This window comes from Mycobacterium sp. D16Q16, assembly GCF_002013745.1.
Lineage (GTDB): Bacteria > Actinomycetota > Actinomycetes > Mycobacteriales > Mycobacteriaceae > Mycobacterium.
Genome location: NZ_MAEY01000026.1, coordinates 80,554 through 93,034, shown reverse-complemented (window position 1 = coordinate 93,034; position 12,481 = coordinate 80,554). Strand labels below are relative to the sequence as shown.

Annotated in this window: 9 protein-coding genes; 5 read left to right on the top strand and 4 right to left on the bottom strand. The window is 62.7% G+C overall.

Annotated features, from left to right (window positions below):
* Positions 1 to 73 precede the first annotated feature (73 nt).
* Positions 74 to 1,420, bottom strand: a complete 1,347-nt coding sequence (locus B4394_RS22640) for an HNH endonuclease signature motif containing protein (protein ID WP_078316336.1) — start codon at positions 1,418 to 1,420, stop codon at positions 74 to 76.
* A 205-nt stretch (positions 1,421 to 1,625) separates the two neighbouring features.
* On the opposite strand from B4394_RS22640, the gene B4394_RS22635 reads away from it, so the two are divergent.
* Entirely contained in the window at positions 1,626 to 2,081 is a 456-nt protein-coding gene (locus tag B4394_RS22635; RefSeq protein ID WP_139360391.1) for a MarR family winged helix-turn-helix transcriptional regulator, read from the top strand.
* Here the strand turns inward: B4394_RS22635 and B4394_RS22630 are convergent.
* Positions 2,078 to 3,559, bottom strand: coding sequence for a flavin-containing monooxygenase (locus B4394_RS22630; RefSeq protein WP_078316335.1), 1,482 nt, complete (start codon positions 3,557 to 3,559; stop codon positions 2,078 to 2,080). The genes B4394_RS22635 and B4394_RS22630 overlap by 4 nt on opposite strands.
* A 43-nt stretch (positions 3,560 to 3,602) precedes the next feature.
* A complete protein-coding gene (locus tag B4394_RS22625) occupies positions 3,603 to 4,736 on the bottom strand; it encodes a PrsW family intramembrane metalloprotease (RefSeq protein WP_139360396.1) in 1,134 nt (377 codons plus the stop codon).
* Between the two features lie 239 nt (positions 4,737 to 4,975).
* Here B4394_RS22625 and rpsA point away from each other — a divergent pair, with 239 nt between their 5' ends.
* Both rpsA and coaE read left to right on the top strand, forming a co-directional pair.
* Positions 4,976 to 6,427: a 30S ribosomal protein S1 gene (rpsA, locus tag B4394_RS22620; RefSeq protein ID WP_078292702.1), complete on the top strand. Its 1,452-nt coding sequence runs from the start codon at positions 4,976 to 4,978 to the stop codon at positions 6,425 to 6,427.
* Between the two features lie 146 nt (positions 6,428 to 6,573).
* Positions 6,574 to 7,770 (top strand): dephospho-CoA kinase, encoded by a 1,197-nt coding sequence (gene coaE, locus B4394_RS22615; RefSeq protein ID WP_078316333.1) that lies wholly within the window; start codon positions 6,574 to 6,576, stop codon positions 7,768 to 7,770.
* A 2-nt stretch (positions 7,771 to 7,772) separates the two neighbouring features.
* Here coaE and B4394_RS22610 read toward each other — a convergent pair whose 3' ends face one another.
* The gene (locus B4394_RS22610) at positions 7,773 to 8,438 is read right to left on the bottom strand and encodes a TetR/AcrR family transcriptional regulator (protein ID WP_078312285.1); all 666 of its coding nucleotides are present in this window, start codon (positions 8,436 to 8,438) and stop codon (positions 7,773 to 7,775) included.
* Positions 8,439 to 8,802: 364 nt separating this feature from the next.
* On the opposite strand from B4394_RS22610, the gene B4394_RS22605 reads away from it, so the two are divergent.
* Together B4394_RS22605 and B4394_RS22600 are read left to right on the top strand one after the other, a co-directional pair.
* Positions 8,803 to 9,198, top strand: coding sequence for an MmpS family transport accessory protein (locus tag B4394_RS22605; RefSeq protein ID WP_286142344.1), 396 nt, complete (start codon positions 8,803 to 8,805; stop codon positions 9,196 to 9,198).
* On the top strand, positions 9,195 to 12,149 hold the full coding sequence (locus tag B4394_RS22600) for an MMPL/RND family transporter (RefSeq protein WP_078292699.1): 2,955 nt from the start codon (positions 9,195 to 9,197) through the stop codon (positions 12,147 to 12,149). Before B4394_RS22605 ends, B4394_RS22600 begins: the two co-directional genes overlap by 4 nt.
* Positions 12,150 to 12,481: the final 332 nt, after the last annotated feature.

Genomic DNA, 12,481 nt, shown 5'->3' with positions numbered 1-12,481 from the left:
CATCCGGCTTCCGGGGTGAAGTTCGGCTCGTCCAGGACGAAATGGTGGTCATGCTGACGCGCTATCTCACCGGCTAGAACGGTGGTGGATTGGCCTCGGCGTGTGCGGCTTGTGCGTGCTTGCGCTGGAGTCGTCGCTGTTGGTTGAGGTTTCGTTCGGCGGCGAGGCGCCGTTGGCGGTCTTGAGCGCGGGTGCGCGCTCGCGTTAGGTTGTTGAACAGGAGCCCTCCGGCGGGGGTGGTGAGGTAGGTGTGGCCGGTGGGTGCTTTCCAGATGATGGTGCCGTCGGGCTCCTGGATTTCGCGCCATCCGCAGAAGGTCTTGAGTAGGTGGTGCTTGCGGCACAACGCTTTCAGATTCTCTGCCGCGGTGCGGCCGCCGTCGGCGTACGCCACGCTGTGGTCTAGGTCGGCGGTCTCGGCCGGGTGTGAGCAGCCAGGGAAGCGGCACAGCTGATCGCGGCAGCGCACGTAGGTGTCGAGGGCGCGGGTGGGTCGGTATCGGTCGGTGTCCTTCGCGCGCAGGGTGCGGATCCGGGTGCCGGGCTGGGCCGCGATCTGGCGTGCCTGCGACGCGGTGATGACGCCAAATCCGGATACCGTAACGGGCTCAAGGCATTCGGAGTCTTCGATGGTGTTCTGGTTGGCGACTAGGTGCACGATGACCTGCGTATCAGCGATGCTGCGCCCAGCGCAGCCGGCATCATCGCAGGTGCATCGCATCCGATCCAGGCCCTGAGTCAGGGCGCCGATGGCGTCGGCACGTAACTGCGTTTTGGTGCGCGGGTCGGCGGGGCAGACGGTGGTCACCAGCTGCTCGAGACGCTTGTCGAGTGCGACCGCGTGTGGAGTCTGCAGCACACCCCAGATCTCGGCCAGTGGGTCGCCGCTATCGAGGGGGCGGATCTCAAGATGCCGGTCATCGGTAGCGGTTTTGGTGCGGCGCACCGCATCACGATCATGGCGGTAGATCAATGCGTCCAGGGCTGCCGTGACCCGTTTGATCGACCAGCGTTCCCAGCGGGGCAGCGCGGCCACGATCGCCGCATCCACGGCGGTGACCACGGCCTCGTCTTCGAGGAGTTCGGTGCGCCCGATGATCAACGCGACGGTGCGAAAGTCGATGTCTCCGGCGGCGAATCGCTCGGCCACGGCCCGCAGGCGGTGCCGCAGCACGTAGGCGTAACGCATCTGACTGGATGCCAGCGCGTGCGTTATGCCCTGCGCGGCGGCCACTTGTGCGGCCACCTCATCCCAGCGGTCCACCGCGAACCGATCACGAGGATCCTCCCGGTGTGGATCGGCATGTCGATCCACCAGTGCAGCGATCGCCGAGAGCCGACGCGAGGCCGCCTGAGCCTCGGCGCGCTGGGATGAGGTGATCACGTCGATCAGATCCCCATCGGCCATCGCATCGAACATACGTTCGATAGTAATGCGGGAATGTCTCCGGCGCAATGAATTCCACAAAATGGAAGTCATTCTGGAGAAACGGCGTCTTTCACGTTCGCTGGCGTCGATTCGGTGCCCGTTCCCGGCCGCCCCCCCGGGTAGTGCCGAAATAATATGCATGCACCTATGATTGAACATGGATTACGATCGTGCTGCGTCGTCTATTCTGATGCTCGTGGCGCAAAAGAACCCAGGTGGCCGACCCGACCTCGCGGCACTGATGGTCCCGCTCAGCCGATCGTTGATGCGTGCGGAGCTGCCGCTGCTGGAGGCGCACGGTGTGACGATGTGGGCGTACGCCGTACTGACAGCGCTGCGAGATAACGAGGCAAGCAGCCAGGCCAGTCTGGCCGACGCCATCGGCGCCGACCGCACGCGCATCATCGCCGTGCTCGACGACCTGCAGGATCGGAAGATGATCAACCGTCAGCCCGACCCCGGTGACCGGCGCAGCAATCTATTGTCATTGACTGCCATCGGCCGCAAAACAGTTACCGCAGTGCAGAAAGCGATCCAAGACAATGAGAAGCGGATCCTCGCCGGGGTGTCCGCGGCCGATCGCGACACCTTCCTTCGAGTGCTCATGCACCTGGCATCGCTTGATGATGCGCAGATCGAGCCCAAGAGTTAGGCGGCCGAGGACACGGCCTTCGATTTCGCAGTACCGAATCGCATGTTCTCGTCCATTCGATCACGGTGGAACGCAAGCAGATCCAGCACATAGTTGTGCCGGATTGCCCACGGGCCCTTTACCCCGGAACGCGGCATATGGTCCTCCCCGCGACTTACGTAGCCAGATGACAGGTTGAAGAACGGCCGGGCTTCGAGTTCCTCACCGTGCCGATCTGGATACGCATGGGTGGAACCGAGGCGATCCATATAGTCGAGAAGCCGTACGACGGCCCGTGCGCTCAGATCAGCACGAAGCGTCCACGACGCGTTGGTGTAACCGACGCTCCATGCGGCGTTCGGCACTCCTTCGATCAGATATCCCTTGTAGATGAACCTATTCGGGGAATCGATGGGGGAGCCGTCCACGCTCAGCGCGATACCGCCGAATATCTGGAGGTTGAGGCCGGTCGCCGTGATGATGACATCGGCGCGCAGTTCCTCACCTGACCCCAGCCGGACGCCAGACGGCGTGAAGGAGTCGATGGTGTCGGTGACCATGCGGACACCGCCGGCACTGATGGCCTCGAAGAGATCCCCATCGGTGTCGGCGCACACCCGTTGATCCCACGGGTTGTAGCGCGGCTTGAAGTGAACGTCCACCGGGTAATCGGTGGGCAGCCGTTTGGAAATCCGCCGCCTGATAAACCATTTCGCGAATCCTGGCGCTCGACGGCACACGTGGTACATGACCCAGCTGAACCCGCCTAGCCAGATCCGGGCGAAATGCTGAACAAGGTTGGGCGGAAGCACTTTTCGAACCACTCCGACAACGCGATCGGCTCGATCGATGGGGTAGACGTAGCTGGGTGAGCGCTGCAGCATGCTCACCTTCGCGCCCGCGCGCGCCAATGAAGGCACCAGCGTGACCGCCGTCGCGCCGCTGCCGATGACCGTCACCTCCTTGCCGGAGCAGTCCAGATCCTCCGGCCAATGCTGGGGATGGATCAGCTGTCCGGCGAAATCGGCGATGCCCGGGAATTCCGGTGTGTAGCCGTCGTCGTAGTTGTAGTAGCCCGTGCACAGATAGAGGAATCGGGCCCGGTAGGTCGTCGGGCCCGTGGGTGTGTCCACGCGCACCGTCCACGTATCGGTATCGGTGCCGAAGTCGGCTCCAGTCACCTTGGCGGAGAAGGTGATGTGTTGGTCAATGCCGTAGTCCCGGGCAGCGTTTTCGAGGTAGTCACGGATGTCGGCACCATCGGCGATGGTGTTGCGCTCGTGCCATGGGTGGTATCCGAAGCTGAGTGTGTAGATATCACTATCGGAGCGAATTCCCGGGTACCGGAAGAGGTCCCAGGTTCCCCCGATACGTTCTCGGCGCTCGACGACATGAAAGCTGCGGCCCGCCGCGCTCAATCGGACAGCGGCGTTGACGCCGGATATTCCGGCGCCCACGATGAGAACGTCTATCAAGTCGTGCTCCGAGATGTCGGCCATGATGCTCCTGATCGTCTTTGACTAGACAACACCAGTGGTAACGCTACCCCGTGACGGGAGCGCGATACCCCGAGAGTGTTTGCAACACCGGAGCGGCGGCCCGAGCGGCCATGACCGCATACGCCTCCTCGGTCTGCATAGCGAAATCTCGCGGGTCGCGAGAGCCTCGTTCGATGCGATCACGCACGAACGCCAGCTCTACGACCTGCGCCGCGAAGTTCTTCACCGCGGCGCCGCTCAGAGCCCCGCCGATTCGTTTGGCCTCGGCGATGGCGTGCTTGCGATCCTTGATCGAACCCAGCCACGTGGATTCGTTGGGGGTGACCAATCCGGCCGCCACCATTCCGGGCAGCTTCGCGGCGACGACATGCTGTTCCTTGCGTCGGCTACGCACTCCGACCACGATCATCAGCACAAAGATCGGGACCATCCACAGCACGTATACGGCGAGGTAACCCTCGAACCCGAGGAATGACGAGCCGTTCCAGAGGCCATGCATGAGCACGGCCGCGAGGTAGCCGACCAGGATGCAGAAAAATTTCGCGACGGCGCTACGTTGCCGCATCGAGTAGTAGACGCCGATTCCCGTCATGGTGGTGAACAACGAGTGAGCGAAGGGACCCAGCCCCAGCCGCAGGATGGCGGTGAGCACCGACTCGCCGACGGTGTTGCCGCTGCCGATGTAGGCGATGTCTTCGAGCCACGCGAACCCGGCGGCGGTAATGCCCGCATACACGAGGCAATCGGTCAGCGAGTTGACCTCGTGGCGACGGCGGCCAGTCAGCATCAGGAGCAGAAAGGCACCCTTGGCGGCCTCTTCGATGAAGGGTGCGCGAATAGCGACCGCCCCGAAGGTGGTGGCGCCGTCCGGGTCAAAAACCGATCCAAAGGCCAGTTCCAGGATCATCGAGACCACGACGGCCAGCGACGCACCCCAGACGAAGGCCAGCACAAGGAGCCGTGAGGGCTCCGGCTCCCACCTGTCCAGCCACAGATAACACAGGACAACGATCCCGATCGCGATGCTCGACAGGACCAGCCCGATCATCGCGCCGGCCGGATTGGAGACCAGCAATCCGGTAAGGATCAGCCCCGTTACCAGCGCAAGCGCGATAATGACGCCAATAGGCGCCCCGACCTTCTTGATCCGCTGAGGAAATCCGGGCAGGGGCGGCATGGGTGCGGGCGCGGGCGCGTAGGACACCACCGAAGAGTAGCTGCGAGCTCATTTATGGGTGCGGTAACCGCCATGCGCCCGCGACCGGTGAGTGGACCGGGTTTGTCCTGGTGGAGGGCAGTCGAGTAAGGTGATGTGCATCTCTGCCGCACGCGCGGAGGTCAAAGCACGCCCACAGCTGAAGCTAGCTGCAGGCAGAACTGTCCCTACTACACAACCTGTCCGGAGCAACCCAACACATGCCAAGTCCCACCGTCACCTCGCCGCAAGTAGCCGTCAACGACATCGGCTCGGCCGAGGATTTTCTCGCCGCTATCGACAAGACGATCAAGTACTTCAACGATGGCGACATCGTCGAAGGGACCATCGTCAAGGTTGACCGCGACGAAGTTCTTCTTGACATCGGTTACAAGACCGAAGGTGTCATCCCGTCCCGCGAACTGTCGATCAAGCACGATGTCGACCCCAACGAGGTCGTTTCCGTGGGCGACGAGGTCGAGGCCCTGGTCCTCACCAAGGAGGACAAGGAAGGTCGCCTGATCCTGTCCAAGAAGCGCGCTCAGTACGAGCGGGCGTGGGGCACGATCGAGGAGCTCAAGGAGAAGGACGAGGCCGTTAAGGGCACCGTCATCGAGGTCGTCAAGGGCGGCCTGATCCTCGACATCGGCCTGCGCGGGTTCCTGCCCGCATCGCTGGTCGAGATGCGTCGTGTCCGCGATCTGCAGCCGTACATCGGCAAGGAGATCGAGGCCAAGATCATCGAGCTCGATCGCAACCGCAACAACGTGGTGCTGAGCCGCCGCGCCTGGCTGGAGCAGACTCAGTCCGAGGTGCGCAGCGAGTTCCTCAACCAGCTCACCAAGGGCGCCATCCGCAAGGGTGTCGTGTCCTCGATCGTCAACTTCGGCGCGTTCGTCGATCTCGGAGGGGTTGACGGCCTGGTTCACGTGTCCGAGCTGTCGTGGAAGCACATCGACCACCCGTCCGAGGTGGTGCAGGTGGGCGACGAGGTCACCGTCGAGGTTCTCGACGTCGACATGGACCGCGAGCGGGTTTCGTTGTCGCTCAAGGCAACCCAGGAAGACCCGTGGCGCCACTTCGCTCGCACTCACGCCATCGGCCAGATCGTTCCCGGCAAGGTCACCAAGCTGGTGCCGTTCGGTGCGTTCGTCCGTGTCGAGGAGGGCATCGAAGGCCTGGTGCACATCTCCGAGCTGTCCGAGCGTCACGTCGAGGTGCCGGATCAGGTTGTGGGTGTCGGTGACGACGCGATGGTCAAGGTCATCGACATCGACCTGGAGCGTCGCCGCATCTCGCTGAGCCTCAAGCAGGCCAACGAGGACTACACCGAGGAGTTCGATCCCTCGAAGTACGGCATGGCCGACAGCTACGACGAGGCCGGCAACTACATCTTCCCGGAGGGCTTCGACTCCGAGACGAACGAGTGGCTCGAGGGCTTCGACAAGCAGCGTGAAGAGTGGGAGGCCCGGTACGCCGAGGCCGAGCGTCGTCACAAGATGCACACCGTTCAGATGGAGAAGTCCGCAGCCGCTGCCGAGGCGGAGGCCGCTGCCGTGGCGAACGGCTCTTCCAGCTCGTCGCGGTCCGATGATTCGGCCTCGCAGGGTGGTTCGCTCGCCAATGACGAGCAGCTCGCCGCACTGCGCGAGAAGCTGGCAGGCAACGCCTAAGCACGTGTTCTGAAGGAGGGCCCCGGTCATCATGACCGGGGCCCTCTTTTTGTTGACGGTGAGCTCAGCGCGACGATATCTGGACAATCCGAGAGGGCAACGCCCCCAACGCATAGTGAACGCGCCGAGGGTGACAGACTGCGGGCATGTTGCGGATCGGCCTGACCGGAGGAATCGGAGCGGGGAAGTCCACGGTGTCACGGACGCTCGCGGAATATGGTGCGTTCATCGTGGACAGCGATGTCATCGCGCGTGAAGTGGTCGAACCCGGAACACCTGGCCTGGCTGCGCTCGTGGAGGCCTTCGGTGATTCGATTCTGCGGCCCGACGGCGCTCTGGATCGCCCCGCACTGGCCGCCATCGCATTCCAGGATGACACGCACCGTGCCACTCTCAACGGCATCGTGCATCCGCTGGTCGGAGCGCGCCGAGCCGAATTGATGGCCGCTGCGGGTGAGGATTCCGTTGTGGTGGAAGATATTCCATTGCTCACCGAGAACTCGTTGGCCCCCTTCTACCACCTGGTGCTGGTGGTGCACGCAGAAATCGAGACTCGGGTGGCGCGACTCATCGCGCATCGGGGCATGGACGAACAGGACGCCCGCGCACGTGTGGCTGCGCAGGCCAGCGATGAACAACGCCGCGCGATTGCCGATGTGTGGCTGGATAACTCAGGCGACACCGAAGCACTCGCACAGACAGTTCGTGATCTCTGGGCTACTCGCCTGTCGCCCTACGCGCATAACCTGCGTACACGGCGACGGGCACCCTGGGCGCCGGTGCTGGTGCCCGCCGATCCCACCTGGCCTGAACAAGCGCAGCGCGCGGTAAACCGGATCGCGGTGGCGTGCGGGTCGAAGGCACTGCGGATCGACCACATCGGCTCCACCGCGGTACCTGGGCTCGACGCCAAGGACGTGATCGATATCCAGGTAACTGTCGAGTCACTCGAGGTGGCAGACGCCCTGGCCGATCCGCTGGCGGGGATCGGGCTGCCCCCGATCCCCGGCATCACCTCAGACGACCCGCACGACACCGACAAGGCCAAATGGGGCAAGCGAATTCACGCCGCCGGCGATCCAGGGCGGGCGGTTCTGGTACATCTGCGGGTCGACGGGTGGCCAGGACAGCGGTTCGCTCTGGTCTTCAGGGATTGGCTGCGTTCCGATCGGCAGGCGCGAGACGAATACCTTGCCGTAAAACACGCGGCCGAGTGCGCGGCCACTGCGTCGGGTGGCGATCCGGCCGCCTATGTGGATGCCAAGGAACCCTGGTTTGCGCAGGCCTATCCGCGCGCACTGGCGTGGGCAGATAAGAGCGGGTGGACGCTCTCGACGCGCTGAACTCAGTGCGTGTTCGCGACGATACCGACACAGGTTGCCGTCAGCAGCCGTGTCAATGCCGGCTCGAAGTCGAGACTCCAGTCAGGCGGGACACCCGGTTCATTCTGATAGTCGTGGTCAAGGCCCTCGGGTGGGTGCGCGACCTGCCACAGCATGGCTGCCAGCGAGAACGCTGCCACCAAGATGTCCAGTGAACCCTTGCGGCCGATCTCGGGGAGCGTTTGTTCGATCGATTCGGCGATCGCCATCACGGCGGCGTTACTGATCTGCTTGACCTCAGCGACGCGCTCGACGTCGACCTCGTGTTCCAGGTGAAGATGCTGGTTCGCCAGGAGGTCGCAAAACAGCGGATCGTCGACGAGCCCGTGCACCAGAGCCTCGGCCACGCGAGCGGGGGAGTCGGGGCCGGGCTTGGCCAGCGCGGCGCATACCGTGTCCGACCAGCGGGTCCAACCCTCGGCGGCCAGGTGCAACAACACTTCCTTATGCGAGCTGAAATAGCGCCGAACCGCGGAGTAGTGCACCCCGGCGCGATTGGCGACCGCAGTCAGCGTCACCGAGGTGACACCCGATTCCACAGCGAGCGACCGTGCGGCTTCCACGATCGCTGCCGCCCGCTGACGCTTCTTTTCGTCGGTGCGGGCGCGTTGGAATGTCAGTTGCGCCACGTGCCGAGGATAACGCACGGCGTGTGATTTGCGAGGCAGCGAACCACCCGGTAGCGTGCGTTACGCACGTCATATGCGTTAAAGATCCTGATGAACGCGCTGGAAGGGAGTCAACTGTTCCGCACTTAGGCATGGTTTACTTCGAGAAACGTCTGGGTGCGCGCACCTAGGCATCGCAGGCTCGAAGCAGCCATCACGCGGCGATTGCTGCGACGCCCTTGTCAATGGGGCGGACGGGTGCGGGTATCCGATCAGTAGTTGCGTCAGGTTCGGGCCAGTAGGTGGCGTCGCCTTGCGAAACGCCAACGGGTGAAGGGGTTTTACGATTCTCAGCGCATTGAAGCGGGCTTGGATCCCGGTGGTGATGGTGCTCGTCCTTGCCATCGCAGGCTTCGCGGTATGGCGGATTCGCGGCATTTTCGGCTCTCATCAGCTGCCCACCTACGCCGGCAGCATGACCGACGACAAAAACAACTCCAAGCCCAAGCATGTGGTCTACGAGATCTTCGGCCCGCCCGGAACCATCGCGGACATCAACTACATCGACAAAGAGGGCGAACCGCATCAGATCAACGGTGCGGTCTTGCCGTGGTCGATCGAGATCGTCACGACGGCACCGTCGATGACGGGAAACATCCTGGCGCAGACGCGTAATGCCGATGGTCTGGGCTGCCGCATCACGGCCAATGATGAGAAAAAAGATGAAAGGTATACCAACGAGGTGAGCGCCTACGTCTACTGCTTTGTGAAGTCCGCATGAGCGGGGCACACGGCGGAGGCGAGCCCACCTTCATCGCCAAATGGATTCGGCGCCTGTCGATCCCCATCGTCATCGGCTGGTTGGCCATCGTCTTTGCTCTGAACACCTTTGTTCCGCAGCTGGAGCAGGTGGGCAAGGAGCACACCGTTTCACTCAGCCCGCAGAGCGCCCCCGCGATGCAGGCGATGAAAAACATGGGCAAGATGTTCAAGGAGTCCGACTCCGACAGCGTCGTCATGGTGGTGCTCGAAGGGCAGGAGCGGCTCGGCCCCGGCTCGCACAAGTTCTACGACGAGATGGTGACGCGGCTGCGGGCCGATACCAAGCATGTCCAGCACGTCCAGGATTTCTGGGGCGATCCGCTCACTGAGGCTGGCGCGCAAAGCACCGACGGCAAGGCCACCTATGTCCAGGTGAACCTCGCCGGAAACATGGGCGAGACCCTCTCCAACGAGTCCACCGAAGCTGCCCGCAACATCGTCAAACAGCTCGAATCGGAGTGGACCAAGGACGGCGGCAAGCTTCCCGATGGGCTCACGGTGTACGTCACCGGCCCCGGTGCGCTGCAGACCGATATGAACCACGCCGGTGACGGCAGCCTGAAGCTCATCACGGCGCTCACCTTCGTGGTCATCGTGGTGATGCTGCTGTTCTTCTACCGGTCGATCTTCACCGTGATCATGGTCTTCATGCTGGTGGGCATTCAGCTGTCCGCGGCACGGGGAGTCATCGCCTTCCTGGGCAACACCGAGATCATCGGCTTGTCTACCTTCGCGGTGAACCTGCTCGTGATGCTCTCGATCGCAGCCGGAACCGACTACGCCATCTTCTTGATTGGCCGTTATCAGGAAGCCCGATCTATGGGCGCCGATAAAGAGGCCGCGTACTACGAGATGTTCCACGGCACGGCGCACGTCATCCTGGGTTCGGGCATGACTATCGCCGGCGCCATGTACTGCCTGAGCTTCACGCGCATGCCGTACTTCCAGACCCTGGGTGTGCCGTGTTCGGTAGGCCTGCTCGTGGGCGTGCTCGTGTCGCTCACCCTGGGACCGGCGCTGATCACCATCGGAAGCCGCTTCGGACTGTTCGAGCCCAAGCGCGCCATGCGAATTCGTGCCTGGCGCAAGATCGGAACCACGATCGTGCGCTGGCCCGGCCCGGTGCTCGCGGCCGCGTTGTCGATTGCCATCATCGGTCTGGCGGCACTGCCCGGATACCGGACCAGCTACGACGACAAGAAGTACATCCCCAAGGAGATCCCCGCCAACGCAGGTTTCCAGGCCGCGGACCGGCACTTCTCGCAGGCCCGGATGAACCCCGAAATGCTGCTCATCGAGGCCGATCACGATATGCGGAACTCGGCGGACTTCCTAGTCATCGACAAGGTCGCCAAGGCGGTGTTCCGCGTTCCGGGAATCGCTCGTGTGCAAGCGATTACGCGCCCGCAGGGCACGCCGATCGAGCACAGCTCCATCCCGTTCCTCATCAGCATGCAGAGCGTGGGTCAGCTGCAGAACATGAAGCTGATGAAGGACCGGATGGCCGATATGAAGGTCCAAGCCGACAAGATGGGCGAGAACGTCGTCATCATGAAGCGGACCCTCGCCAACATGACCACGATGGCGGGCATCACGCACTCGCTCGTCGGCGATATGCACACCCTGCAAGGAACGATCCACGAGATGCGCGACAGCATCTCGAACTTCGACGACTGGTTCCGCCCAATTCGCAACTACCTGTACTGGGAGAAGCATTGCTTCGACATACCCATGTGCTGGGCCATGCGTTCGATCTTCGACACCCTCGACAAGATCGATGAGATGACCGAAACCATGGACGGCATGGTGGTCAACATGGAGCGAATGGATCAGCTGATGCCCAAGATGGTGTCGGATATGTCCGCAATGGTTCCGATCATGGAAGACATGCAGAAGATGATGCTGACGCAGCACAGCACCATGTCTGGCTTCTACAACCAAATGGACGAGATGAGCCAGAACTCGACCGCCATGGGTAAGGCGTTCGATGCCGCCAAGAACGATGACTCGTTCTATCTCCCGCCAGAGATCTTCGACAACGCCGACTTCAAACGCGGCCTGAAGTCGTTCCTATCGCCGGACGGTAAGGCGGTCCGGATGATCATCTCGCATCGCGGAGATCCCGCGACGCCTGAAGGCCTCGCGCACGTTGAGCCGATCAAGCAAGCCGCGATCGAGGCCGTCAAGGGCACGCCCCTTGAAGACGCCAAGATCGAATTGGGTGGCACCGCGGCCGTGTTCAAGGACATGTCCGACGGCGCCCGATACGACCTGATGATCGCCGGCATCTCCGCCCTGTGCCTGATCTTCCTGATCATGCTGCTCATCACGCGAAGCTTCGTGGCCTCGCTGGTCATCGTGGGTACGGTTGCGCTGTCCCTGGGCGCCTCGTTCGGTTTATCGGTCATCATCTGGCAGTACATACTCGGCATCGAATTGCACTGGCTCGTCATGCAGATGGCCATCATCGTGCTGCTCGCCGTGGGCTCCGACTACAACCTGCTACTGGTCTCCCGACTCAAGGAAGAACTCCATGGCGGGCTGAAAACCGGCATCATCCGCTCCATGGGCGGTACCGGCAGCGTGGTGACCTCCGCCGGCCTGGTGTTCGCCTTCACGATGGCCGTGATGGTGGTCAGCGACCTGCGCATCATCGGGCAGGTCGGAACGACGATTGCGTTGGGCCTGTTGTTCGACACGCTCATCGTGCGCTCGTTCATGACCCCGGCCATCGCGACCATCCTCGGCCGTTGGTTCTGGTGGCCGCTGAACGTACGTACGCGACCGCTGCCACCGCCGAGGACTCCTCAGTCGCCAACGACCGTGCCTCCATCTCCTCAACCGGCGCCAGTCGGTTCGGGGCCGGGGGATGACCCGGTGACGACCGAATTCCCAAGGCCAGCGGTCTAACCGTTCGGCCGTTCGCTGGCGGGTTCATCTCAGCTGCCTAGGCGCTGACCGCAGGTAGACCGCTGTGCCCAGAGTTTGTACCGGCGCGTGGATAACTCGCGCTGCTGCATGGTGGGATCGCCTGGTTATCGACGCCGCCACGGGGTGGGTCGGGCGTCGAATAGCACGCAAATAGTTTGCTGAATTCGCCGTCGCTGTGGGCCTGCGACGGTGAGCCCCGCGTTGCTAGTGGACAAATGTCTCGTAATGTGGCGAAGGACACGCCCTTCCGAATCGCCCGGTCTTAGTCACCTTTACCCGCCACGACACGAGCGGGGCTCGCGTGCGCTTGA

What these genes read in the sequence shown, in the direction of transcription:
- B4394_RS22640 (WP_078316336.1), bottom strand. Translation starts at nt 1,420, where the DNA reads ATGTTCGATGCGATGGCCGATGGGGATCTGATCGACGTGATCACCTCA.
- B4394_RS22630 (WP_078316335.1), bottom strand. Translation starts at nt 3,559, where the DNA reads ATGGCCGACATCTCGGAGCACGACTTGATAGACGTTCTCATCGTGGGC.
- B4394_RS22625 (WP_139360396.1), bottom strand. Translation starts at nt 4,736, where the DNA reads ATGCCGCCCCTGCCCGGATTTCCTCAGCGGATCAAGAAGGTCGGGGCG.
- rpsA (WP_078292702.1), top strand. Translation starts at nt 4,976, where the DNA reads ATGCCAAGTCCCACCGTCACCTCGCCGCAAGTAGCCGTCAACGACATC.
- coaE (WP_078316333.1), top strand. Translation starts at nt 6,574, where the DNA reads ATGTTGCGGATCGGCCTGACCGGAGGAATCGGAGCGGGGAAGTCCACG.
- B4394_RS22605 (WP_286142344.1), top strand. Translation starts at nt 8,803, where the DNA reads ATGGTGCTCGTCCTTGCCATCGCAGGCTTCGCGGTATGGCGGATTCGC.
- B4394_RS22600 (WP_078292699.1), top strand. Translation starts at nt 9,195, where the DNA reads ATGAGCGGGGCACACGGCGGAGGCGAGCCCACCTTCATCGCCAAATGG.